The organism is Janthinobacterium goodfellowi (assembly GCF_051380695.1).
GTDB lineage: Bacteria > Pseudomonadota > Gammaproteobacteria > Burkholderiales > Burkholderiaceae_D > Janthinobacterium.
In genome coordinates, this window is record NZ_JBNYXN010000005.1 from 309,157 (window position 1) to 330,295 (window position 21,139).

General features: G+C 65.1%; 25 protein-coding genes. 16 read left to right on the forward strand and 9 right to left on the reverse strand.

Annotation, left to right across the window (positions count from 1 at the left end; all coding sequences use genetic code 11):
• Nucleotides 1–12: 12 nt before the first annotated feature.
• From ACQ4WQ_RS20285 to ACQ4WQ_RS20310, 6 genes are all read left to right on the forward strand, one after another.
• Complete coding sequence (locus ACQ4WQ_RS20285) at nt 13–783, forward strand: creatininase family protein (protein ID WP_436499514.1); 771 nt, start codon at nt 13–15, stop codon at nt 781–783.
• Nucleotides 784–840: 57 nt separating this feature from the next.
• Nucleotides 841–2,118 (forward strand): YncE family protein, encoded by a 1,278-nt coding sequence (locus ACQ4WQ_RS20290; protein ID WP_436499516.1) that lies wholly within the window; start codon nt 841–843, stop codon nt 2,116–2,118.
• 11 nt (nt 2,119–2,129) lie between these two features.
• Nucleotides 2,130–2,735 (forward strand): pyridoxamine 5'-phosphate oxidase family protein, encoded by a 606-nt coding sequence (locus tag ACQ4WQ_RS20295; RefSeq protein WP_436499518.1) that lies wholly within the window; start codon nt 2,130–2,132, stop codon nt 2,733–2,735.
• Nucleotides 2,736–2,806: 71 nt separating this feature from the next.
• Complete coding sequence (locus ACQ4WQ_RS20300) at nt 2,807–3,178, forward strand: VOC family protein (protein WP_326456883.1); 372 nt, start codon at nt 2,807–2,809, stop codon at nt 3,176–3,178.
• A 27-nt stretch (nt 3,179–3,205) separates the two neighbouring features.
• Nucleotides 3,206–3,541 carry a hypothetical protein gene (locus ACQ4WQ_RS20305; protein ID WP_326456882.1) on the forward strand — a complete coding sequence of 112 codons (336 nt, stop codon included), beginning with the start codon at nt 3,206–3,208 and terminating at the stop codon, nt 3,539–3,541.
• Between the two features lie 282 nt (nt 3,542–3,823).
• The gene (locus ACQ4WQ_RS20310; protein WP_070218260.1) at nt 3,824–4,462 is read left to right on the forward strand and encodes a phasin family protein; all 639 of its coding nucleotides are present in this window, start codon (nt 3,824–3,826) and stop codon (nt 4,460–4,462) included.
• 106 nt (nt 4,463–4,568) lie between these two features.
• Here the strand turns inward: ACQ4WQ_RS20310 and ACQ4WQ_RS20315 are convergent, their stop codons facing one another.
• Together ACQ4WQ_RS20315 and ACQ4WQ_RS20320 are read right to left on the reverse strand one after the other, a co-directional pair.
• On the reverse strand, nt 4,569–5,585 hold the full coding sequence (locus tag ACQ4WQ_RS20315; RefSeq protein WP_436499521.1) for an alpha/beta hydrolase: 1,017 nt from the start codon (nt 5,583–5,585) through the stop codon (nt 4,569–4,571).
• Nucleotides 5,586–5,690: 105 nt separating this feature from the next.
• On the reverse strand, nt 5,691–6,581 hold the full coding sequence (locus ACQ4WQ_RS20320; protein WP_436499523.1) for a LysR family transcriptional regulator ArgP: 891 nt from the start codon (nt 6,579–6,581) through the stop codon (nt 5,691–5,693).
• A gap of 204 nt (nt 6,582–6,785) precedes the next feature.
• Between ACQ4WQ_RS20320 and ACQ4WQ_RS20325 the strand changes: the two genes are divergently transcribed.
• The 6 genes from ACQ4WQ_RS20325 to ACQ4WQ_RS20350 all read left to right on the forward strand — a co-directional run bounded on the left by ACQ4WQ_RS20325 (nt 6,786) and on the right by ACQ4WQ_RS20350 (nt 10,274).
• On the forward strand, nt 6,786–7,391 hold the full coding sequence (locus tag ACQ4WQ_RS20325; RefSeq protein WP_070218259.1) for a LysE/ArgO family amino acid transporter: 606 nt from the start codon (nt 6,786–6,788) through the stop codon (nt 7,389–7,391).
• 88 nt (nt 7,392–7,479) lie between these two features.
• Complete coding sequence (gene trxC, locus ACQ4WQ_RS20330) at nt 7,480–7,932, forward strand: thioredoxin TrxC (RefSeq protein WP_326456878.1); 453 nt, start codon at nt 7,480–7,482, stop codon at nt 7,930–7,932.
• A gap of 70 nt (nt 7,933–8,002) precedes the next feature.
• Nucleotides 8,003–8,524 carry a MarR family winged helix-turn-helix transcriptional regulator gene (locus tag ACQ4WQ_RS20335; protein WP_436499752.1) on the forward strand — a complete coding sequence of 174 codons (522 nt, stop codon included), beginning with the start codon at nt 8,003–8,005 and terminating at the stop codon, nt 8,522–8,524.
• Nucleotides 8,521–9,267: a HEAT repeat domain-containing protein gene (locus ACQ4WQ_RS20340; protein ID WP_436499526.1), complete on the forward strand. Its 747-nt coding sequence runs from the start codon at nt 8,521–8,523 to the stop codon at nt 9,265–9,267. The genes ACQ4WQ_RS20335 and ACQ4WQ_RS20340 overlap by 4 nt, the downstream gene beginning before the upstream one ends.
• A gap of 18 nt (nt 9,268–9,285) precedes the next feature.
• A complete protein-coding gene (locus ACQ4WQ_RS20345; RefSeq protein WP_326456876.1) occupies nt 9,286–9,621 on the forward strand; it encodes a DUF6616 family protein in 336 nt (111 codons plus the stop codon).
• A gap of 62 nt (nt 9,622–9,683) precedes the next feature.
• Nucleotides 9,684–10,274, forward strand: a complete 591-nt coding sequence (locus ACQ4WQ_RS20350) for a DUF1287 domain-containing protein (protein WP_436499528.1) — start codon at nt 9,684–9,686, stop codon at nt 10,272–10,274.
• On the opposite strand, the gene pdxR is transcribed toward ACQ4WQ_RS20350, so the two are convergent.
• Entirely contained in the window at nt 10,243–11,715 is a 1,473-nt protein-coding gene (gene pdxR, locus ACQ4WQ_RS20355) for a MocR-like pyridoxine biosynthesis transcription factor PdxR (RefSeq protein WP_436499530.1), read from the reverse strand. The two genes, ACQ4WQ_RS20350 and pdxR, sit on opposite strands and share 32 nt — an antisense overlap.
• A gap of 104 nt (nt 11,716–11,819) precedes the next feature.
• On the opposite strand from pdxR, the gene ACQ4WQ_RS20360 reads away from it, so the two are divergent.
• On the forward strand, nt 11,820–12,260 hold the full coding sequence (locus tag ACQ4WQ_RS20360) for a carboxymuconolactone decarboxylase family protein (protein WP_326456873.1): 441 nt from the start codon (nt 11,820–11,822) through the stop codon (nt 12,258–12,260).
• Nucleotides 12,261–12,340: 80 nt separating this feature from the next.
• The gene (locus ACQ4WQ_RS20365; protein ID WP_436499532.1) at nt 12,341–12,637 is read left to right on the forward strand and encodes a hypothetical protein; all 297 of its coding nucleotides are present in this window, start codon (nt 12,341–12,343) and stop codon (nt 12,635–12,637) included.
• Between the two features lie 127 nt (nt 12,638–12,764).
• On the opposite strand, the gene ACQ4WQ_RS20370 is transcribed toward ACQ4WQ_RS20365, so the two are convergent.
• Nucleotides 12,765–13,952: a multidrug effflux MFS transporter gene (locus tag ACQ4WQ_RS20370; RefSeq protein WP_326456872.1), complete on the reverse strand. Its 1,188-nt coding sequence runs from the start codon at nt 13,950–13,952 to the stop codon at nt 12,765–12,767.
• A gap of 189 nt (nt 13,953–14,141) precedes the next feature.
• Between ACQ4WQ_RS20370 and epsC the strand changes: the two genes are divergently transcribed.
• Nucleotides 14,142–15,080: a serine O-acetyltransferase EpsC gene (epsC, locus tag ACQ4WQ_RS20375; RefSeq protein WP_070218250.1), complete on the forward strand. Its 939-nt coding sequence runs from the start codon at nt 14,142–14,144 to the stop codon at nt 15,078–15,080.
• Between the two features lie 137 nt (nt 15,081–15,217).
• On the opposite strand, the gene ACQ4WQ_RS20380 is transcribed toward epsC, so the two are convergent.
• From ACQ4WQ_RS20380 to ACQ4WQ_RS20400, 5 genes are all read right to left on the reverse strand, one after another.
• On the reverse strand, nt 15,218–15,697 hold the full coding sequence (locus ACQ4WQ_RS20380) for an META domain-containing protein (RefSeq protein ID WP_326456871.1): 480 nt from the start codon (nt 15,695–15,697) through the stop codon (nt 15,218–15,220).
• A gap of 73 nt (nt 15,698–15,770) precedes the next feature.
• Nucleotides 15,771–16,679, reverse strand: a complete 909-nt coding sequence (bla, locus tag ACQ4WQ_RS20385) for a subclass B3 metallo-beta-lactamase (RefSeq protein WP_436499535.1) — start codon at nt 16,677–16,679, stop codon at nt 15,771–15,773.
• A gap of 107 nt (nt 16,680–16,786) precedes the next feature.
• Entirely contained in the window at nt 16,787–18,187 is a 1,401-nt protein-coding gene (locus tag ACQ4WQ_RS20390) for an LLM class flavin-dependent oxidoreductase (protein WP_436499537.1), read from the reverse strand.
• Between the two features lie 3 nt (nt 18,188–18,190).
• Nucleotides 18,191–19,018, reverse strand: a complete 828-nt coding sequence (locus ACQ4WQ_RS20395) for a MetQ/NlpA family ABC transporter substrate-binding protein (protein ID WP_436499539.1) — start codon at nt 19,016–19,018, stop codon at nt 18,191–18,193.
• A 21-nt stretch (nt 19,019–19,039) separates the two neighbouring features.
• On the reverse strand, nt 19,040–20,254 hold the full coding sequence (locus ACQ4WQ_RS20400; RefSeq protein ID WP_436499541.1) for an acyl-CoA dehydrogenase family protein: 1,215 nt from the start codon (nt 20,252–20,254) through the stop codon (nt 19,040–19,042).
• Between the two features lie 254 nt (nt 20,255–20,508).
• Between ACQ4WQ_RS20400 and ssuE the strand changes: the two genes are divergently transcribed.
• Nucleotides 20,509–21,129 (forward strand): NADPH-dependent FMN reductase, encoded by a 621-nt coding sequence (gene ssuE, locus ACQ4WQ_RS20405; RefSeq protein WP_436499543.1) that lies wholly within the window; start codon nt 20,509–20,511, stop codon nt 21,127–21,129.
• The last annotated feature ends 10 nt before the right edge of the window (nt 21,130–21,139 follow it).

Consider the following 21,139-nt stretch of genomic DNA (forward strand, 5'->3'; position numbering starts at 1 on the left):
ACGGCGCCCGTCATGGCGGCCGCGCCTGCCAGCAGCAGCGTCATGCTGGAAGAACTGACCAGCACGGAGCTGCGCAGCCGTATCGATCACGGCGCCACGACCGTGCTCGTGCCGATTGGCGGCGTCGAGCAGAGCGGGCCGTATATCGCGCTGGGCAAGCACAATGTGCGCGCCGGCTTGCTGGCGCGCCAGATTGCGCAAAAGCTGGGCAACACCATCGTCGCGCCCGTCGTTTCCTACGTGCCGGAAGGCGCGATTTCGCCGCCGGCCGGCCACATGCGCTTCGCCGGCACGATTTCGATACCGCCCGCCGCCTTCGAAGCCGTGCTGGAAGGGGCTGCCGCCAGCTTGCGTCAGCATGGCTTCCGCGACATCATTTTCCTCGGCGATCACGGTGGTTACCAGAAGAACGAGCAGAATGTGGCCAACAAGCTCAATCGTGCGTGGGGAAAAGATTCCACCGCCAAAGATGCGCGCGCCTACGCCTTGCTCGATTACTATGACATCACGCAGTCGGCCTATATTGCTGAACTGCAGAAGCGCGGCCACAGCAGCGCCGAGATCGGCCTGCACGCGGGCTTGGCGGACGCGGCCTTGATGCTGGCGACGGATCCGTCGCTGGTGCGCAGCGAGGCCATGGCGCACGGACCGAAGCCTGGCGTGGCGGACGGCGTGCGCGGCGACGCCACGCGTGCGACGGCAGAACTGGGCCAGATCGGTATCAAGCTGCAGGTGGACACCTCGGTGGCTGCCATCAAGCAATTGCTGCAACGAAATAAGTAAATCTTCCGCTGGAAGTGCTGAACTTCCGGCTTTTGCAACGAAACGACGCGAAAACACATGAAAAAATCTCAACGACGCACCATCGTTACCTTGTCCGCCCTGGCTGCCGCACTGGCCGGCCTGGGCGTGGCCAGCCAGGTCATCGGCGCCAGCACGCCGGCCCCTGCCGCTGTCGCCGCGGCACCGGCGGCCACGTATTCGCCGCTGCCGGGCATGCCGCCGCTGGTGGACCCGAAAAACGTGTACGGCAGCATCGCCAGCAGCAATATGAGCCCCGTCGTCAAGGATCACTTGCGCCGCGTCTATGTGCCGAACCTGCGCTCGAACGATGTCTACGTGATCGACCAGGACAGCCTGAAAGTGGTGGACAAGTTCAAGGTCGGCAGCGGCCCGCAGCACGTGGTGCCGTCGTGGGACTTGCGCACCCTGTGGGTGGCGAACAATGCCGAGCGCACGGACAAGGGCAGCCTGACGCCGATCGACCCCTTGACGGGCAAGCCGGGCAAGGAAGTGCCCGTCGACGATCCCTACAATATGTATTACACGCCGGACGGCAAGTCGGCCATCGTCGTGGCCGAGGCGCGCCACCGCCTCGATTTCCGCGATCCGAAGACCATGGCCGTGCAGTATTCGATCGACACGCCCCAGTGCGGCGGCATCAACCATGCGGATTTCTCGAACGATGGCCGCTACGCCATGTTCACCTGCGAGTTCGACGGCACCATCGCCAAGATCGACCTGGTGGGCCGCAAGGTCGACGGTTACCTGAAATTGCAGATGCCGGCCAAGCGCTTCGCCGAATCCGGCCCCGTCGGCGGCCCGGCGAATGAAATCTGCAGCGTCAAGAAGGGCATGCCGCAAGACATACGCATCTCGCCGGACGGCAAGAAATTCTTTATCGCCGACATGGATGCCGACGGCGTGCACATTGTCGATGGCGCCACCCTGAAGGAAATCGGCTTCATTCAGACGGGCGTGGGTGCGCACGGCCTGTACCCCAGCCGTGACGGCAAGAAATTGTACGTGGCCAACCGCGGCACGCACCGCATCCACGGCAAGCCGAAGGGCAAGGGCAGCGTCAGCGTGATCGATTTCGCCACGGAAAAAGTCGTGTCGAACTGGCCGATTCCCGGCGGCGGCAGCCCCGACATGGGCAACGTGAGCGCCGATGGCAAGTATCTGTGGCTGTCCGGCCGCTTCGACGACGTGGTCTACCGCATCGACACGGCCACAGGCGACGTTTCCAAGGTGAAAGTTGGCCAGGAACCGCACGGCCTGACCGTGTGGCCGCAGCCGGGCCGCTATTCGCTGGGCCATACGGGCAACCTGCGCTAAGCGGGGGGCGCATGGAAATCGATTCGCTGGAGCAACTGCGCGCGCATTATCCGGCCGCGCAGGGGAGGGCGCTGAGCAAGCAGCTCGACTACCTCGACCTGCATTGCATCGCCTTCATCGGGCTGTCGCCGTTCGTCGTGCTGGCCACGGGCGGGGCTGGCGGCCAGCTCGACGCCTCGCCGCGCGGGGGCGCGCCCGGTTTCGTGCACGTGCTCGATGCCCATACCTTGCTGCTGCCCGATGCCAAGGGCAATAACCGCCTGGACAGTTTCAGCAATATTGCCGAGACGAGCAGAGCGGGATTGCTGTTCATGATCCCCGGCGTCGATGAAACCTTGCGCGTGAATGGCGAGGCCTGCCTCAGCGACGATCCGGCGCTGCTGGCGTATTTTGCCGGCGAGCGCAACCCGCCGCGCCTGGTCATGCGCCTGCGCGTGGCCGAGGCGTATCTGCATTGCGCCAAGGCCCTCATGCGTTCGCGCCTGTGGGACAGCACGGCGCAAGTCGAACGCTCCGTCCTGCCGACGATGGGCCGGATGATCGCGGAGCAGACGGGCAGCAGCGGGCCGCAGGAAACGCAGGCGCAGATGGTCGCCCGCTACGCGCAGGATCTGTAACTTTGATTGCTTAAAAGGCAATTTTGGCGCATACTGCGCTTCCCTTCCTACTACCTGCAAGGAGCGCCATCATGATTCTTGATCACATCGGTTTGAATGTCAGCGATGCACAGGCCAGCAAGGCCTTCTTTTCCGCCGCCCTGGCGCCCCTGGGTGTGTCGGTGGTGATGGAAGCGCAGGGCTGGGTCGGCCTGGGCAAGGATGGCAAGCCCGATTTCTGGTTCGGCGTGGGCGCCGCGCCGCATGCCGGCATGCATCTCGCCTTCGCGGCGGACAACCGTGCCCAGGTGGACGCGTTTTACCAGGCCGCGCTGGAAGCGGGCGGCAAGGATAACGGCGCGCCCGGCATCCGCGCCATCTATCACCCGAATTACTACGGCGCCTTCGTGCTGGGGCCCGATGGCCACAATGTTGAAGCCGTCTGTCACCATCCCGAGCCTTGAGGCCGGTCATTACCTGAAGAGAGCAGCATGAAGCACAGCGCCACCCTGTTTGCCGACGATGCCGGCCGCTATGCCTACGTCAAGGCGGGCTTTTCCTGGCCAGCCCTGTTCCTGGGCTCGTTCTGGGCCGTCGCCAAGCGCCGCTGGTGGCTGTTGCTGCTCATGCTGGCGATGGATGCCTGCCTGTGGTTCGGCAGCCATCTGGCCAGCGAACTGCGCATCGGTCCGATGATGCTGCTGATGGCCGGCGCGGAACTCAGCTACCTGCTGGCGCGCGGCTGGTACGGCAACCGCTGGCTGGAAGCGTCGCTGCGCAGCCATGGCTACAAGCCCGTCGTGCCGGGCACGGGTGCCGCTAGCTGAGCCTGCCTGACACAGATTTTCCTCTCCGTTACTGACGTTTGCCAAGGGCAAGCCGTCCAGCCCAGACTTTTTGTGCAGCCTCGCGCACCTTTGATCCAGATCATGCCTCACCTGCAGTGCTCACGTAGCCTTGGGACTCGCGTTGCAAAGCATCTTCCCACCAACCGGATATGTTTTTTCGCGTTTCGTGGCGTAGCCCGGTCGTCTGCCTCACCGTTCGACAGCCGGTGGTGTCGCCATCTGTTTTTATGTCCACCCAACCGCTATTTAATGAGGAACTCCATGTATCCATATTCCCGTAGTGTTACCCCCGCCGCCAAGAACCACCTGGAAGCGCAACTGGCTTTCTTCAATGGCTTGTCGAAGTCGCTGTTTCAGTCGATGCAGCACTTCAGTGACCTGAACATGCAGCTGGCACAAGGCTTGCTGGAAGAAAGCACGGTCACCAGCCAGAACCTGTTGACGGTCGAGCGCGCTGAAGATGTGTTCCAGGTGGCTGCCGCCTCGGGCCAGCCTGCCGCCGAGCAATTGCGCAAATATCAGCAACAAGTATCGCGCCTGGCGGCCGATACGCAGGTCGAGCTGGCCAATGTGGCAGAGCGTCATGTGAATGAAACGAGCCGTACCGCCAAGGCTCTGGCCGAAGAAGTGGCCCGTACGGCGTCGGAAGAAACGGAGAAAAACGTGCGCAAGCAGCAGGAAGCGATGCAGCGCATGGCCGAACCGTTCCAGGCCTACCAGCAAAACGGCGCCAACCGCGACCAGCAACGTGGTGCGCAAAGCCGCGACGGCCAAAGCCTGCAAAGCGCCAGCCATCAGGGCAGCCAGCAGTCGTCCGGCAGCGAAAGCTCGGCCAGCGGCAGCGCCTCGCAAGCTGGCTCCGCACAAAGCAAGAGCAGCAGCGCCAGCCGTAAAGAGTAAGCACGAGGCTGCTTGCGGCTGAGCCGCATTGCGAGGGCCGAGCCTTGCTGTGCGGCCAGCCGGCACGCGGCATTGTGCGTATTGGTTTGGGCAGAGCGCCCGCCCTTCACGGGGCGGGCGTTTTGTCGTATGCGTGCAGCTCAGGGACTGGCGTGGCCGCGCCAGGTGCGCGAGGCGGCAAGGCTATGCTTGTCGGCAAGGCCGTATCGGAAACGACCGCGGACGAGACCGCGTCAACGCGCCCGCTTCCGCTGTTGGCATCGATGAAGGCGCTGACGGCGTCCAGCGTGGGTGCCAGCCTGCGCAACGGTGCGGCCAGCGTGGCGACGAGGGTAGCGTGGCCCACGTGGTCGAAATAGATTTCCGTCACGGGCCGGTGCAGCGCCCGCAAGGCCTTCGCCAGGCCCCCCGTGTTGCGTTGCGGATTGACCAGCTTGTCCTGGCCGGGCTGCGGGGCGATCAGCAGGGCGGGCGGGGCGTCGGCCGTCACGTGGTGGATGGGCTGCGAAGAGGCGGGCGTGTCCGGGTAAAAGAAGACGGGCCGTGTCGTGGTATTTTCGATGGGCAGGAAATCATACGGGCCGGCCAGGCCTATCCAGCCCCGCAAGTCCTGCGGGCGCATGCCGTGGCGCGCCAGCAGGCTGGCGTCGAGTGCCAGCATGGCCGCATTGTAGGCGCCGGCGCTATGGCCCATGACGAACAGGCGCGCGGGGTCGCCGCCATGGCGGCTCGATTCCATCGCGGCCCAGGCCACGGCGCGGGCCGCATCCTGCAATATCTCGGGGTAGTGCACGTCCGGATACAGCCGGTAGTCGGCGATCACGGTCAGGTAGCCGCGCGCGGCGAGCGCGTGGCCAACGAAGGCATAGTCGGCGCGCTCGCCCGTCGTCCAGTTGCCGCCATAAAAGAACACCACCACGGGCACGGGTCCCGTACGGATCTTGGGCGCGTACACATCGAGTTTCTGCCGTGGCAGGGGGCCGTAGGCCAGGCCCCGCGTCACATGCGAGGCGCTGCCGGACGACAAGGCATTGATGGCGGTCAAGGGCGAGCAGGCGGCCAGGCCGGCAGCGAGCGGGATGGCCGCCAGCAAGCCGAGCAGGGTGGTGCGCAGGATCGTCATGCTGGCTCCCGATTCTTGTGGATGATGCTTGCAGTGTAGGCCAGCCGGGGCGGGGCGCACATGGGGAAGTTGCTCTTCATCATAGATAACTGTCGCATGCGTCTATCAATCCTGCAACAGCCATTTGCGCGCGGTGGCGATGACGGCATCCGACAGGGTGCGCGTGAGCGGCGTCTGGATATCCCAGGCATGCCAGGTCAGGGGCACGTCGAGCGCCTGGCCCGCCGCCACGTCGACGAGCTTGCCGGCGGCCAGCGCCGTTTCCGCCTGCAGCAAGGGCACCATACCATAGGCATAGCCTGCTTCGATGAAGCGCACGAAGTCGCGCGCTGAACCGAGCACATGGTGCGGATAGCGGCCCGTGTAGCCGAGGCGGTGCTGCAGATAGCGCTCGTGCAGCGCATCCTTGCTGCCGAACGTGATGGCGGGCGCCTGGCTGACGGCGTCCACCGTAAAACCATGGGGAAACCATTGCTGGGCGAACGCGGGCGAGGCCACGCACAGATAGCGCATGCCGCCCAGCGGCGTGGCCGTGGTGCCCGCCACCAGGTCGTTGGCGCTGGTGACGCAGGCAAACACGCGCCCTTCGCGCAGCTGGCTCAAGGTATGGTCCTGGTCGTCGAGGCGGATGTCGAGCAGGCACGACGGCGGCGACAGCAGCGGCCCCAGCGCTTCCGGGATCCAGGTGGCGGCGCTGTCGGCGTTGACGGCGATGGCCAGCGCCGGCAATTGCGTGGTGGGACCGGGCTGGGCGTCGAGCGCCGCTTCGAGCAGCTTGACTTGCCGGTAGTGGGCGATCAGACGCTGGCCCGCTTCCGTCGGCAGGGGCGGGTGGCTGCGGATGATCAATAAAGTGCCTTCCAGGTTTTCCAAGGTGCGGATACGCTGCGACACGGCCGGCTGGCTGATCGCCAGTGCCTGCGCGGCCTTTTCAAAGCTGCCCAGGCCAATCACGGCGTCGAGGGCGGCCAATCCACGGTAATCGACGACGCGCATAAGTTTCTCTTATATATAGTTAGAATCATTCATTATACTTATATTTACTTTTTCTTTACACTGTTGAAATAGGGTAACAACTCCACTCTCCCGCGCGGTTCCCCAGGTTCCGCACCACCCTCCACCTACCTTTGATGACTTTGCCGTTGCCGGCAGAGCGTGGGCGGCCGTGCGCGTGATGGAAAGCAATGGAAAGGAATCGATATGGACAGCGCAATTTTCTTGAAAGGCATGGGGCTCGGCGCGAGCCTGATCGTGGCCATCGGCACGCAAAACGCCTTCTTGCTCAAGCAGGGGCTGAAGCGCCATTACGTGCTCACCTGCATCCTGGTCTGCCTGCTGTGCGACGCCATCCTGATCACGGCCGGCGTGGCCGGCATGGGCACCTTCATTGCCGACAACCCCAATTTCCTGCTGTGGGCCAAGGCTGGCGGCGCCACCTTCCTGATCGCGTATGGCTTGCGCGCGGCCAAGTCGGCCTGGCGCCCGACGGCCCTGACGGTATCGGCCGCCAAGGCACCCGAAGGCTACTGGGCCGTGATTGGCGCGGCGCTGGCGTTCAGCCTGCTGAACCCGCACGCCTTCCTCGACACGGTCATCCTGCTCGGCTCGATCGGCGGCCAGCATGAAGGCGTGGGACGCTTTTACTTCGCCGGCGGCGCCATCATGGCGTCGGCCCTGTGGTTCTTCCTGCTGGGCTTTGGCGCCCGTTACCTGGCGCCCGTGTTTGCCAAGCCCATGGCCTGGCGCGTGCTCGACGGCATCATCGCCCTCGTCATGTGGGCCATCGCCGCCTCGCTGTTCCTGTAAGCCGCACAAGCGCCGCAGCCTGCCTGCGGCGCGCGGCAATTCCCCGTAGAATAGCTGTCAACTTGACGCTATGCTTTCCAGGAATGCCATGACCCCGACCACGCCAGACTCCCTGCACATCGTGTGCCCCCATTGCGACGCCGTCAACCGCCTGCCGGCGGCCCGGCTCACGGAGCAGCCCACGTGCGGCAAGTGCCAGAAAGCGCTATTCACGGGCCAGCCCGTGGACCTGGCCAGCGCCCGTTTCCTCAAGCATATCGAACGCAGCGACATTCCCGTGCTGGTGGACTTCTGGGCGCCCTGGTGCGGCCCGTGCCGCAGCATGGCGCCCTTCTATGTGCAGGCCGCCAAGACGCTGGAACCGGCGTTTCGCGTCGTCAAGGTGAATACGGAAGCGTCGCCGGACCTGGGCAGCCGTTTCAATATCCGCAGCATTCCCACCCTGGCCCTGTTTCGCAGGGGCGTGGAAGTGGCGCGCCAGCCGGGCGCCATCGATGCGAATGCCATCGTCGCGTGGGCGAGGGATAAAGCCCGTCTTTAAGGCTAGGGGAAAACCTTCACGGTTTTCCATTTGACATGTCATATGGCGCCATATTATATTGCGCCATATGATAAAACTCGAACAGAAATACACGGCCCTGCTCGGTGACGTGCAGCGCCGCGCGCTCGGCCCCGACATGCCGGCATCCGTCGGACGCCTGCGCCTGTGCTTTGAAGTGCTGGGTCTGGCATCTGCCATCGATGGCGATTGCGCCACGCGCCTGGGCCGCCATGGCCTTTCGGAAGGCAAGTTCGTGCTGCTGTCCCTGCTGCGCGACGTGCCTGACGGACTTTCGCCGCATGAACTGGCGGAACGGGCCGGCGTGACGCGCGGCACCATCACGGGCTTGCTCGACGGCCTCGAGCGCGACGGTTTTCTCGCGCGCCATGCGGACCGGCTCGACCGGCGCAAGCTGCTGGTGCGTCTCAGCGTCAAGGGAGCAGCGGCGGCCGCGACCCTCGTCGATGAGCACGCGCAATGGATCGCCAGCCTGTTCGCCGATTTCACGCCGGAAGAAATGCAGTTGCTGAGTGCGCTGCTGGAAAAAGCCTGGCGCAAGACGGATAAGGGTGAAATGCAGGGTGCTGCATGAGCCGTGGCGTCGCCGATATCGCTCCCGCGCGCCTGGCCCTGCTGAACCAGGGAACGGTGGCCAGCGCCACCCTGACGGAAGGGCTGGCCATCGATTTCGCCCAGCTGCTGGCCGCGGCCGTGCCCGCTATCGGTCCGGCCCGCCTGGAGCGGATGCGCGCGCTGGAAGCGGCCGGCATAACCAAACGCATGGCCTTGGCGGCGCAATTGCTGCTGGAGGCTAACGTTGATCTGGCGCAATTGCAAACACATGCGTCCGACACGGTGCGGGGCTGGGCCTGCTTTGCCATCGCCGACCAACCGGGCTTGACCTTGCCGCAACAGCTGGCGGCCCTGCGGTCGCTGGCCGACGATGGCCATTTCGGCGTGCGCGAATGGGCCTGGCTGGCGCTGCGGCCCCGGCTGGCCGCGCATTTGCTGGAGGCCATCGCGCTGCTGGCGCCGTGGACGGCGGACCCGTCGGAACGCCTGCGCCGTTTCGCCTGCGAAGCGCTGCGCCCGCGCGGCGTGTGGTGCGCGCATATCGCCCGGTTAAAAGCCGAACCGCAGCTGGGCTTGCCCCTGTTGCAGTCCTTGCGCGCCGATCCGGCCGTCTACGTGCAGGATTCCGTGGCCAACTGGCTCAACGATGCGGCCAAGAGCCAGCCGGACTGGGTGCGCAGCCTGTGCACGCAATGGCTGCAGGACAGCCCCGTTGCCGCCACGGCACGCATTTGCAAGCGGGCGCAGCGCTCGATTTCTTGACTTTTTTGGAGGAAAAACATGCATTACCTGTTGGAACTGTACAGCCCGAAACCCGCCTGGCTGGCCCTCGACGGCGCTGCGCGCCAGGCGTATTTCGACACGGTGGGCGCCGGCATGGCGGCCTTGTCCGGCAGCGGCGCCGAAGCGCTGGCCATGGGCGCCATCGATGGCGGCAAGCTGCATGCCGCTGCCCAGCAATTCTATGCCGTCTGGCGCTTCCCGGACGAGGCGGCGCTGGACGCCTTGCTGGCAGGCATCGCCGCCACGGGCTGGCATGATTATTTTGACACCGTCAATGCGGCGGGACCGGCCGTGGATTTCCCAGGCCACCTGGCGCAGCTGGCAGGCGCCTAGGCGTCCGACGTTTTCCCTGCCGCTGCGGTACAGTGCGCATTTCCATCCGACTATCGACGTTGATGCCAATCAAACCGCTCTCCATCCTGTTGCTTGCGCTGGCGCCCATGCTGGCGTCGGCTGTCCCTGCCACTCCGCAAGCGCTCGTCGCCGCAGCCCGCAGCCAGGTGGGCGTGACCGTGCAGTACGACCCGCGCTACGAACGCCTGGCCTATCCGGGCGGCGACGTGCCGCTCGAGCGTGGCGTGTGCACGGACGTGGTCGTGCGTGCCTACCGTAAGCTTGGGCAGGATTTGCAGGTGCTCGTGCACGAAGACATGCGCAAGGCGTGGCAGGTGTACCAGCAGCAGGGACGCTGGCAGATGAAGGGGCCGGACCGCAATATCGACCATCGGCGCGTGCCGAACCTGGGTACGTATTTTGCCCGCCACGGCACCAGTCTGGCGCCAAGCAAGGAAGCGAACGCTTACCGCGCGGGCGACATCGTCACCTGGCGCCTGCCGCGCAACCTGACCCACATCGGCATCGTCAGCGACAAGCAGTCGTGGGGTGGCGTGCCGCTGATCATCCACAATATCGGCGAGGGCGCGCGCGAGGAAAACATTTTATTCAGCTATCCGATCACGGGGCACTATCGCTGGCAACCCCGTTGAGGGGCAGGGGCGCAATCTCTTGCAGGATCGCCAGCACCCTGGCCAGCGCCGTGTCGATATCGAGCTTGTCGATGGCGCCATAGCCGAGGAACAGGCCTTCATGGCGGGCTGGACCGTGGTAAAAGCCGCCCAGCGCATACAGGCTGATGTCGGCCAGGCGCGCGCGGCGCAGCAATTCCGCGATATCGAGCGGCGCCTGCGCCAGCGCCGCCACGTGGAAGCCGGCGCTGGCCGGCACCAGGCGGAACCATGGGGCCAAGGGGCCGTTGAACCAGTGCTGCAGCCGCTCGCGCCGCCCCGCGTAGATATCGTGGCAGCGGCGGATATGGCGCAGCAAATGGCCATCGCCGATGAACTTGGCCAGCGCATGCTGGCCCAGGCTGGCCGTATGGCAATCGCTCAGGTATTTCACCGTCTGCATGGCGGCCACGATGGCTTGCGGCAGCACGACATAGCCCAGGCGCAATTCCGGCAGCATGATCTTGGAAAAGCTGCCCACGTGCGCGACGATGCCGTAGCGGTCCATGCTTTGCAACGCATCCTCGGGCCGGCCCTCGTAGCGGAAAGCGCTGTCGTAATCGTCTTCGATGATGATGGCGCCCAGTTGCTGCGCCCGTTCCAGCAGGGCATGGCGGCGCGCCATGCTCATCGGCATGCCCAGCGGAAATTGATGCGCGGGCGTGACATAGATCAGGCGCGTGCCGTCCGGGATTTGCGCGACGATGATCCCATCCTCGTCCACTTCGACGCCCACCACGCGCGCGCCCTGGCTGGCGAACACGGCGCGCGCCACGGGGTAGCCGGGTTCTTCCACGGCAACTGTGTCGCCCGGCTCCAGCAGGGTCAGCGCGAGCAGGTGCAAGGCTTGCTGCGCGCCGCTGGTGACGAGCACTTGCTCCTCGGTGCAATGGATGCCGCGGCTGAAGGCGGCATGGCCGGCAATCGCCGCGCGCAAGGCGGGCAAGCCTTCCGCAGGGCCATAGCGGCCGCGCGCCTGGCCGCCCTGACGCAGCGCATGCAGCATGCAGGCGCGCCATTCATCCTGCGGGAAATGCGCGGGCGTGGCGCGTCCGCCGATGAAGGCGTAGCGTGCCGGCGTTTCCTGGCTGGCGCGGCGCAGGGGCGTGGGCGTCGCTTCCCAGCGGGCGATGCGCTGTGCGCTGGCCAGCGGCGCGCTGGCGTGGCGGCGCTGCGGCGAGGCATGCGGCGTCTGCACGAAGCTGCCCACGCCGACCTTTCCTACCAGCAGCTTTTCATAGCCGAGCTTGTCATACACGTCGGACACCGTCTTGCGCGACAGCCCCAGCTGGCTGGCCAGCAGGCGCGAGGGCGGCAATTGCTGCCCGTCCGTCAGCCGGCCCGAGCGGATCGCTTCGCTGAGCTGGCGGTACAGCTGGCCGCCCAGGTCGCGCGTGCCGTCGATCAGGATATGTAATTCCATGGATTATCTGTTGGTGGTCTGCCGTTTTTCGGCAGGATTGGCCTGCCGCGCGCTCTTCCTGCGCTTCTACAATGATGCATCTCTACTTTATCAAGGAATGCATCATGACACAGCAACGTATTGATTTTGTACAAGCCTCGCCCGACGCCATCAAGGCCATGTATGCGCTGGAAGCGGCCATCGCCAAGCTGGGCGTGGAACACTCGCTGCTGGAGCTGATCCGCTTGCGCGCCTCGCAAATCAACGGCTGCGCCTTTTGCGTGGACATGCACACGAGCGATGCGCGCAAGGCGGGCGAAACGGAGCGCCGCCTGTATGCCGTGTCCGTCTGGCGCGAAACGCCGTTCTTCACGCCGCGCGAGCGCGCCGTGCTGGCCTGGACGGAGGCACTGACCCTGCTGCCGCAGAATCACGCTTCGGACGAAGACTATGCGGCGCTGGCGGAGCAATTGACGCCGGCGGAAATGGTCAACGTCACCCTGGCCATCGGCTCCATCAACACGTGGAACCGTCTGGCCGTGGGCTTTCGCAAGATGCCTGAATAAATCCTGTGTTCGTTCGCGAACAGACGATAGGCTGGTCCCTGCGTAGTCTGGCAAGACGATTGATCAGCCAGGGAGCAGCCATGCAAGTACCTATCGGGGAAGGCGCCGAAAAGACGCCGCAGCAGGAGGAAGAGGCGCGCCGCGAATTCATCGCCGAACTGTGGCGGCGCTTCGAAGCCTTGCAGGAATGGGCCGTCAGCCACTGGCCGGACCAGCAGCACCCCCTCAGTTCCGCCGACTTCGTCGAGACGCGCAAGGAAATCTTGAGCCTGCGTTCGCCGGCCGGTTCCTTGAACCAGCCATCGCAGAACAATGAAGCGGAACCGGAGCAGGGCGGGGCGCAATATCTGGATGTGACGCCCGCACCGTGGCCTTGAGGAGCGCCTGAGAAAACGTCCATGACTGCGTTGCCGTGCCTTGCCGTACTAGCGTACTGCCTGCGGCACGGCGCCTTGTCCTGAACGTTTTTCAGGTGCTCCCGACCTGAAAAATCCGCTGTAAAAGCTACTGCTTGACCGCTTCCGTTTTCCCACCCTGCGCAAACACCCAGCAAACCAAACTCACCAGCAGTCCCGCCATCACGCCATACGCCAGATTCAGGGCGCTGTCGAACAGCAGCGGCGCCACCAGGCCCGACACCAGCGCGAACAGCAGCATCTGGATGAACGACTGCATCGACGACGCCAGGCCGCTGTTGTTGGGGAAGTGGTTCAGGGCCATCAAGGTCATCGGCGGCATGGCGATCGACAGGGCGAACGAGTAGAAGAACAGCGGCAGCACGGCCCATGGCACTTCGGCGGCAAACACATAGTTGTAGCCGATGTTGGCCAGCGCGGCGATCAGCATCAGGATGAAGCCGGCCCAGATCATCTGGCGCTGGCTGTAGCGGTGGGCGATTTTCGCCGACAGGGCCGAACCGAATACCATGCCGCTGATCAGGGGAATGAACAGCCAGGCGAAGGCCGTTTCCGGCAGGTGCAGGATGTTGATGATGAAGTAGGCGGCCGAGCCGATGTACAGGGCGAAGCCGCCGAAGGCCGCGCCGATGGCCGTCGACAGCAGCAGGAACTGGCGGTGGCACAGCACTTTCCAGTAATTGACGGCGATGTCGCCCAGGTGGAAGGCGTGGCGCTGCTCCTTGGGCAGGCTTTCCGGCAGCGCGCGCCAGACGACGACGAACATCAGCACGCCGAATGCCGTGAGGAACCAGAAGATCGCCCGCCAGCCCAGGCTGACCTGCAGCCAGCCGCCCAGCACGGGGGCGATGGCCGGCGCCAGCGCGAATACCATCATGATATGCGAGAGGATTTTCTGCGCGGCGGCGCCCGCATAGCGGTCTTGCACGATGGCGCGGCCGATGACGGAACCGGCGCCCGCCGAGAGTCCCTGCAGTACGCGCCAGGCCAGCAGCCAGCCCAGCGACGGCGCCAGCGCGGCGCCCACGGAGGCGATTACATACAGCACCAGCGAGACGAGGATCACGGGACGGCGGCCGAAGGAATCGGACAGGGTGCCGTAAAACAGCATCATGAAGGCGAACGTGAACAGGAAAAAGCTCAGGGTCTGCTGCACCAGCAGGGGGCTGGCATTGAAATCTTGCGTGATGGCGGGGAACGACGGCAGATAGGTGTCAATTGCAAGCGGTCCGACCATCGCCAGGCCCGCCAAAATCCAGGTTAATAATTTAGTCATGTTGAAGAGTGTTTTTGTTAGTCCGTCATTTTACGCTAGCGGCGGGAATCGGGTCCGGTGCCGCGGCGGTTTGCCATCCATATGCGGTTTTCGTATATGGAACCTTGGAATTCTTCGTTTGCATCGCTTGTCGTCACCGCTAAGCTGGGGCGACCCGGCTTGTTGGCCTTTTTTTGGAAGTGATACGCCATGCACAGTATTTATCCGGCGGCGCCCGCCGACGACACGGCCCAGTGGAACCTGGGCCCCGTGATCCAGGCCCTGCGCAGCTCGCGTGAAGACAAGCACAAGATCCGCCATAACGGCAGGGTGCGCGAACTGCCGTCGCGCGAAGCGCTCACCACCATCGTCAACGGCTTGTCGGCGGCGCTGTTCCCCACGCATTACGGGCGGCCCAACCTGACCGATGAAAGCATCGACTATTTTGTCGGCGACACGCTGAACACCACCCTGAACCGGCTCAGCGAGCAGGTGCGGCGCGGCTTGCTATTTTCCATACCAGCTGGCGATGAACAGAACGGCGCCAGCGACGATGCGGCGCTGGCGCAGCAGGCGCGCGACATCACGCGCGCTTTCGCCGCCAGCCTGCCCGACATCCGCGCCCTGCTGGTCTCGGACGTGCAGGCCGCCTACGCGGGCGACCCGGCCGCCACCTCGGTGGCCGAGATCATGCTGTGCTATCCGGGCACCATCGCCATCTTGTACCACCGCCTGGCGCACCAGCTGCACGCGCTCGGTGCGCCGTTCCTGGCGCGCCTGATCGCCGACATCGCGCACACCCTGACGGGCATCGACATCCACCCGGGCGCGCACATCGGCGCATCGTTCTTCATCGACCATGGCACGGGCGTGGTGATCGGCGAGACGGCCATCATCGGCCAGCGGGTGCGTTTGTACCAGGCCGTCACCCTGGGCGCCAAGCGTTTTCCTGCCGACGCTTCCGGCGCGCTGATCAAGGGAACGCCGCGCCACCCCATCGTCGAGGACGACGTGGTGATTTACGCGGGCGCGACCGTGCTGGGGCGCATCACCATCGGCGCGGGATCGACCATCGGGGGGAATGTGTGGCTGACGCAGAGCGTGCCAGCGAATAGCAATGTATCGCAGGCGCAGATGCGCAACGATTGAAGAGTGGCCGAGAAAACGTCCATGGTGGCGTTACAGCGCCTGGCCGTACTAGCGTACTGCCTGCGGCGCTGCGCCTTGTCCTGAACGTTTTTCGGGCACTATTCAAGCCGGGCGTGGCGCCTGGCTTTGCAAAAACCTTACTTCACCGTCAGCGCTTCATAGCGGGCCACGGGCACGCCATCCTTCAGCAGCAGCAATTCCTGGTCCGCGTAGCGGTAGCCATTGACTTCGCCCAGGGTGGTGAGCAACTCGCGCTCGAGGTCCATGTCCTGCGGCTGGCACATCATCATGGTGCCGGCCAGCTGCGAGAAGGCCAGGGTGCTGATGCCGTCGCTGGTATAGCCGCCCATCATCTGGTTGCAGCCGCTGTTGCCGCTGGCGCGGCCTTCGGCCAGCAGCAGGGTCACTTCGCGCTGCTCGGGCGCCTTGCGCACGATTTTCTTGCCCTTCAATTCCTTCAGTTTCCACTGCGTGCCCGCCAGCTTCGGCGCCGGCTGGGCGGGCGAGGTGGCGCCTGGCGCGGCGGCGGCAGCGTCGCTGCGCACGGGCGTTTGCGCGCAGCCTGCCGTGATGGCGACGATGGCGGCGAGGGGAATCAGTCTGGCGAGTGTGAACATGGCATTTCCTTGTTGAAGTGATAGCCTCCAGCGTAGCAGATACGCGCCACGGCAGCGTGCACGGTTGACAAGCCTAGTCCTGCTTTTCCTGTTCCAGGCGGGCATCGAGCAGGCTGCGCGCCGCCGCCACGTAGGCGCGGCAGGCTTGCGGGTCGACGAAGGCCTCGCTGCCGGCCATGGCACTCGCTTCCAGCCGTTCCCACAGTTGCGACGCTTCCGGGTGGGCGGAGATCAGCACGTCGCAAGGCAGCTTTTCCAGGGTCTCGAAGCTGTGGCGCAGGTCCGCCACCGCGTTCGGATATTCGCTGCTGGCGCTGAACTTGAAGCCGGGGCGCGAGACGGCGTTGAGGCTGTCCGCGTAGACCATGTTCAGGCAGCGGGGGCCGTCGCACGACTGCCACGTCCAGCTCAGGCCTCCGGGCGTGTGGCCCGGCGTGGCGTGCGCCGTCAATTTGATCGGGCCGACATTGAACTGGCCGCCGTCGCGCGCCAGACGCATGTCTTTCACGGGCGGGTACTTGGGCAGCGCGTGGTATTGCGGGTCGTCCGGTCCCACTTCGCCCGACGCCAGGTCCAGCGCGGCCGACGGGCTGGCGGCCACCAGCGCATTGCTGCGCCGCTGCAGCTCGGCCAGGCCGCCCGCGTGGTCGATGTGGCCGTGCGAATTGAGGATCAGCTTGACGTCCTCGATGCGAAAACCCAGCGCGCCGATATTGGCGATGATCTTCGGCGCCGATTCCGGCAAGCCGCCGTCGATCAGCACATGACCTTGCGGCGACGTGATGAGCACGGAACTGAGGCCTTTCACGCCCACATAATAAGTATTGCCGAAGAGGCGGAATGGCGTCTGGTCGGCATTCCAGGTGGCGCAGATCTCGCAATCCGGCGTCGGCGGCGTGGCTGGGGCAGGTGTTTGCGCCTGGGCGGCGGAGCTGGCCAGCAGCAGGGCCAGAACCAGCGCGCGTGGTGGTGTGAGGGGCATTGCGATCCTTATCCGTATTGCCAGAGTGGCATATGCTGACACGGAACGGGGCGCGACGCAAACGCTGGCAGCGATGCCGGACAGGCTGTCGTCCGGATGGCGTACGCTCAGGCGGCGGCCAGCGTGGCGCCGGGCGTGGCCGAAGGGGCGATGCTGACCTGGCGGCCCGGGTGATCGGCCCGCAGGCGCGGACCCTGGCCGAATACCTTGTGGCGCAAGCTGCCTTCCTCGTAGCTGGTGCGGTAGCGGCCGCGCCGCTGCAGTTCCGGCACGATGTGGGTCACCACGTCGGCCATGCTGTCGTGCGCCACGGCGAAGGCGAGATTGAAGCCGTCGATGCCCGTCTCGTCCAGCCACGCTTCCAGCTGGTCGGCCACCTGGCGCGCGTCGCCCACCAGCACGGGGCCGCGCCCGCCCAGGCCGATGTATTCGGCGGCCTCGCGCACCGTCCACGTGCGGTCCGGGTCGGCCTGGCTGAACGAGGCCAGCGCCGAGCGGCCGGCCGGGGAATCGATGTAGTCGATGGTGGCGTCGAGCGGATAGCGGCTGAAATCGACGCCCGTCCAGCCCGACAGCAGCACCAGCGCCGCCTCGATGTTGACGTGGCGCAGGTAGTCGGCGTGCTTGGCGCGCGCCTCGGCTTCCGTGGCGCCCGTGATGACCAGGGCCTGGGCGTAGATCAGCAGCGCCTCGCCATCGCGCCCGCTTTGCCGCACGGCGGCGCGCAAGTCGTCGGCGTAGCGCTTGACGACCGTCTTGCTGGGACCACTGACAAACGTCGCTTCCGCGTGGCGCGCCGCGAAGCGCGTGCCGCGCGGCGAGGTGCCCGCCTGGTACAGCAGCGGCGTGCGCTGCGGCGACGGCTCGCACAAATGGATGCCGGGCACCTTGTAGTGGCGCCCGGCATGGTTGATCGGGTGGACCTTGGCCGGATCGGCGTAGATGCCGCGCGCCTTGTCGTTGACGACGGCGTCGTCGTCCCAGCTCTTTTCCCACAGCTTGTAGACGACGTCGAGGTACTCGTCGGCCAGGTCGTAGCGTTCGTCGTGCCCCAGCTGCTGGCTCAAGCCCAGGTTGCGCGCCGCGCTATCGAGATAGCCGGTGACGATATTCCAGCCGATACGCCCTTTCGACAGATGGTCGAGGGTGGAGATGCGCCGCGCGAACGTGTACGGGTGTTCATAGGTGAGGGCGCAGGTGACGCCAAAACCCAGGTGCGTGGTGGCCTGCGCCATGATGGGCACAAGCGCCAGCGGGTCGTTCAGCGGCACCTGCACGCCGTGTTCCAGCGCCGCATCGAGGCTGTCCCGGTACACGTCGTACACGCCCAGCACGTCGGCGAGAAAAACCGCGTCGAACAGGCCCGCTTCCAGCAGGCGCGCCAGTTCCGTCCAGTGCGCAGGATCCGTATAACGGTGGCTGCGGTCGCGCGCATGCGTCCACAGGCCCGGCGACTGGTGGCCGACGGTATTCATCTGGAAGGCGTTGAAGCGTATCGTCTTGGCCATGGCTTATTTGGCTGCCGTCTGCAAGGCTTGCTGGTAATCGGGTTTCGAGTAGCCGGCAAAGTGCTTGTTCGTGATGTCGAGGAATTCGCGCGAACGGTAGGCGGCCGCCAGGTCCTTGGCGAACTGCTTGTCCTTGTCGGCCGTGCGGATGGCCACCAGGTTGATGTAGTTGGGCGAGATTTTCTCGGCCACCAGCGCGTCCGTCAGTTTCAACCCCGACGCCAGCGCGTAATTGCCGTTGATGAAGGAGTAATCGGTGTCGCCCAGCGAGCGTGGCAGCTGCGCCGCTTCCAGGGGCAGCAGCTTGATTTTCTTCGTATTGACGGCGATATCCTTTTCCGACGCGCGCACGGGGTCGAAGCTGGCGCGCAGCTTGATCCAGCCCAGCTGGTCCAGCAGCACCAGCGCGCGCGCCTGGTTGGTCGGATCGTTCGGCAAGCCGACCGTCGTGCCTTCCTTCACGTCGTCCATGGTCTTGTGCTTTTTGCTGTAGATGGCAATCGGCGCCGTGGGTATCGTGATCAGGTCCGTCAGGGCCAGCTTGTGCTCCAGCGCGAATTTCTTCAGGTAGACGATGTGCTGGAATACGTTGGCGTCGAGCGAACCCTCGGCCAGCGCGAAGTTCGGCTGGATGTAGTCGTTGAATTCCACCAGCTTGACCTTGTAGCCCTGTTTTTCCAGGATAGGCTTGATGCCCAGCTTGATCTGGTCCGCGTACGGCCCGGCGCTGGTGCCGATGGTGATCTCTTTCGGGTCCTTGGCGTGGGCGAAGCTGGCCGTCAGGGCCAGGGCCAGGGCGGTGAGGACGATGCGGCGGCGGGCGATGGTCATGGTGGCTCCTTGGTGTGTGAATTATGAATATGCCGTCGGCTCGGGCACCGTGCCGGTCAAGGCAAAGCGTCCCAGGTCGCGCAGCTTGTAGTCGATGGGGTCATGCAGGGTATGCACGCGCACGTTGCGCCAGTAGCGGTCGAAGCCGTATTGGGCCGAGGTGGAGCGGGCGCCCGTCAGTTCGAACATCTGGCTGCTGATCTCCAGTCCCGCCTTGTGCGACAGGCATTTGGCTTCGGCCACGGCCATGGCCAGCAAGCCCCGTTCGCGCGCCGTCACCAGCGCGCCCTTGCGGAAGACCTTTTCCAGTTCCTGCGCCGCCGCGTCGGCCAGCACTTGCGCGGGACGCAGCAAGAGCCACAGCTGGCCATAGCGGTGCTGCACCAAAGGGTCATCGGTGGCTTGCGCCACGCCCGAGGCAAACCAGGCTTTCGCCTGCTCGTTCGTGTAGCGGCGCGCCGCCTCGAACGCGCCTTCGGCGATGCCCAGGTAGAGATTCGCCATGATCAGCTGCGCGATCTGCGAGCGCACGGTGGCTTGCGGTGTGGCGGCCTGCGCGGGCGCCTGCAGCACCAGTTCCCGCGGCAGGGCGACTCCTTCAAAGTGGACATTGCCGCTGTCCGTCTGGCGCTGGCCGAAGGCGTCCCAGTCCGCCTGCACGGTCACGCCATCCTGGCGCGTGGGCAGGGCGGCGATCAGCGCCGTCTGCGTGGGCGCGTGCCAGGCGGAGACGGTCAGCCAGTCGGAACCGACGGAACCGGAAGAAAAGCTCTTGATGCCGTCGAGGACGTAGCCGTCGCCGCTGTCGCTGGCCGTGACCCGCTTGTCGAGGGGGTTCAGGGCATTGCCCCAGAACAGGCGCTCGTCGACGGTCAAGGTGAGCAGGCGGCGCTGCTGCTGCGCGCTGCCGTACAGCTGCAGGCCCGCCAGCTGCAGATGGTGGAAGCCGAAGACATGCGCTAGCGCGCTGTCGGCCCGCGCCAGGATGCGGATCACCTGGTACACGAGGGGCCAGGACGCGCCCTGGCCGCCGAATTCCACGGGAATCGACAGGGTCAGCAAGCCTGACTCGCGCAGCCATTCGCGTTCCTGCGCCGCATGGCCGCCGGCCTGGTCGCGGGCATTGGCCGTTTCGGCCAGGCGCGCGGCCAGCGCGGTGGCGATGCTGATGGCGTCCTGCAGGGGTTCCGGCACAGGAGGCTGAGGATGGGCGGCATGGAGTAAAGCGCTAGACATGGGACGGATTCCAGAAAGACGATGACGCCGATATTGCACCGCCGGGCGCGCGCCGTACACGAAGAAAACCGCGCATGGATATGCGAAAAAAGCCATGTGGGGATGAGCGCCTTCGCTTGCGGGGCGTCAGGCCCGGATAGTCAAAAAACGCATATCGAAGCGCGAAAGCATTCGTTTTATCGGGCCGCTGATGGCGATAGGCTGCAAGCATCCAAGTAGCCAAATCAAACCATCACGTACAGGGACGGCATCACATGAGCATCTTGTTATTGGGCGGCAGCCCGCAACTCCCATCGAGTTCCAGCCGTTTGCTGCTGCATATCGGCGAACAGCTGGCGCTGCAGGGCCACAGCTACGCCAAGCTGCATGTGCGCGACCTGCCGTCGCGCGCCTTGCTGCTGGCCGACTATGACGACGCGGCGATTGCCAGCGCCGTGCGCGCCGTGGCCGACGCCGACGCCATCGTGATCGCCACGCCCATCTACAAGGCGTCGTATACAGGCTTGCTGAAAGCCTTCCTCGACCTGCTGCCGCAAGATGGCCTGGCCGGCAAGCTGGTGCTGCCGCTGGCCACGGGCGGCGGCCACGCCCACACCCTGGCGCTCGACTATGCGCTGCGTCCCGTGCTCCATGCGCTGGGCGCCAAGCAGGTCTTCACCAGCATCTATGCCAATGCGCAGCAGCTGGCGTGGCATGAAGAGGGGGGCTTGAGCCTGGACGCGCCGATCGCCGCGCGCGTGCAGGCCGGCATCGAGGAGCTGTCTGGCGGCCTGTTCGTGCTGCAGGGCCGGCGTCCGTCCGCGCCGGCAGAAGTCCCGCACCCCGTGCGTTCGCTGCAAGACCAGCCTTACGCAGCCCACTATCAAGCCGCCTGATTATTCACCG

Bases quoted from the DNA above. Each gene is read 5' to 3' on its own strand.
- ACQ4WQ_RS20285 (WP_436499514.1), top strand. From the start codon at position 13: ATGGCGGCCGCGCCTGCCAGCAGCAGCGTCATGCTGGAAGAACTGACC.
- ACQ4WQ_RS20290 (WP_436499516.1), top strand. From the start codon at position 841: ATGAAAAAATCTCAACGACGCACCATCGTTACCTTGTCCGCCCTGGCT.
- ACQ4WQ_RS20295 (WP_436499518.1), top strand. From the start codon at position 2,130: ATGGAAATCGATTCGCTGGAGCAACTGCGCGCGCATTATCCGGCCGCG.
- ACQ4WQ_RS20300 (WP_326456883.1), top strand. From the start codon at position 2,807: ATGATTCTTGATCACATCGGTTTGAATGTCAGCGATGCACAGGCCAGC.
- ACQ4WQ_RS20305 (WP_326456882.1), top strand. From the start codon at position 3,206: ATGAAGCACAGCGCCACCCTGTTTGCCGACGATGCCGGCCGCTATGCC.
- ACQ4WQ_RS20310 (WP_070218260.1), top strand. From the start codon at position 3,824: ATGTATCCATATTCCCGTAGTGTTACCCCCGCCGCCAAGAACCACCTG.
- ACQ4WQ_RS20315 (WP_436499521.1), bottom strand. From the start codon at position 5,585: ATGACGATCCTGCGCACCACCCTGCTCGGCTTGCTGGCGGCCATCCCG.
- ACQ4WQ_RS20320 (WP_436499523.1), bottom strand. From the start codon at position 6,581: ATGCGCGTCGTCGATTACCGTGGATTGGCCGCCCTCGACGCCGTGATT.
- ACQ4WQ_RS20325 (WP_070218259.1), top strand. From the start codon at position 6,786: ATGGACAGCGCAATTTTCTTGAAAGGCATGGGGCTCGGCGCGAGCCTG.
- trxC (WP_326456878.1), top strand. From the start codon at position 7,480: ATGACCCCGACCACGCCAGACTCCCTGCACATCGTGTGCCCCCATTGC.
- ACQ4WQ_RS20340 (WP_436499526.1), top strand. From the start codon at position 8,521: ATGAGCCGTGGCGTCGCCGATATCGCTCCCGCGCGCCTGGCCCTGCTG.
- ACQ4WQ_RS20345 (WP_326456876.1), top strand. From the start codon at position 9,286: ATGCATTACCTGTTGGAACTGTACAGCCCGAAACCCGCCTGGCTGGCC.
- ACQ4WQ_RS20350 (WP_436499528.1), top strand. From the start codon at position 9,684: ATGCCAATCAAACCGCTCTCCATCCTGTTGCTTGCGCTGGCGCCCATG.
- pdxR (WP_436499530.1), bottom strand. From the start codon at position 11,715: ATGGAATTACATATCCTGATCGACGGCACGCGCGACCTGGGCGGCCAG.
- ACQ4WQ_RS20360 (WP_326456873.1), top strand. From the start codon at position 11,820: ATGACACAGCAACGTATTGATTTTGTACAAGCCTCGCCCGACGCCATC.
- ACQ4WQ_RS20365 (WP_436499532.1), top strand. From the start codon at position 12,341: ATGCAAGTACCTATCGGGGAAGGCGCCGAAAAGACGCCGCAGCAGGAG.
- ACQ4WQ_RS20370 (WP_326456872.1), bottom strand. From the start codon at position 13,952: ATGACTAAATTATTAACCTGGATTTTGGCGGGCCTGGCGATGGTCGGA.
- epsC (WP_070218250.1), top strand. From the start codon at position 14,142: ATGCACAGTATTTATCCGGCGGCGCCCGCCGACGACACGGCCCAGTGG.
- ACQ4WQ_RS20380 (WP_326456871.1), bottom strand. From the start codon at position 15,697: ATGTTCACACTCGCCAGACTGATTCCCCTCGCCGCCATCGTCGCCATC.
- bla (WP_436499535.1), bottom strand. From the start codon at position 16,679: ATGCCCCTCACACCACCACGCGCGCTGGTTCTGGCCCTGCTGCTGGCC.
- ACQ4WQ_RS20390 (WP_436499537.1), bottom strand. From the start codon at position 18,187: ATGGCCAAGACGATACGCTTCAACGCCTTCCAGATGAATACCGTCGGC.
- ACQ4WQ_RS20395 (WP_436499539.1), bottom strand. From the start codon at position 19,018: ATGACCATCGCCCGCCGCCGCATCGTCCTCACCGCCCTGGCCCTGGCC.
- ACQ4WQ_RS20400 (WP_436499541.1), bottom strand. From the start codon at position 20,254: ATGTCTAGCGCTTTACTCCATGCCGCCCATCCTCAGCCTCCTGTGCCG.
- ssuE (WP_436499543.1), top strand. From the start codon at position 20,509: ATGAGCATCTTGTTATTGGGCGGCAGCCCGCAACTCCCATCGAGTTCC.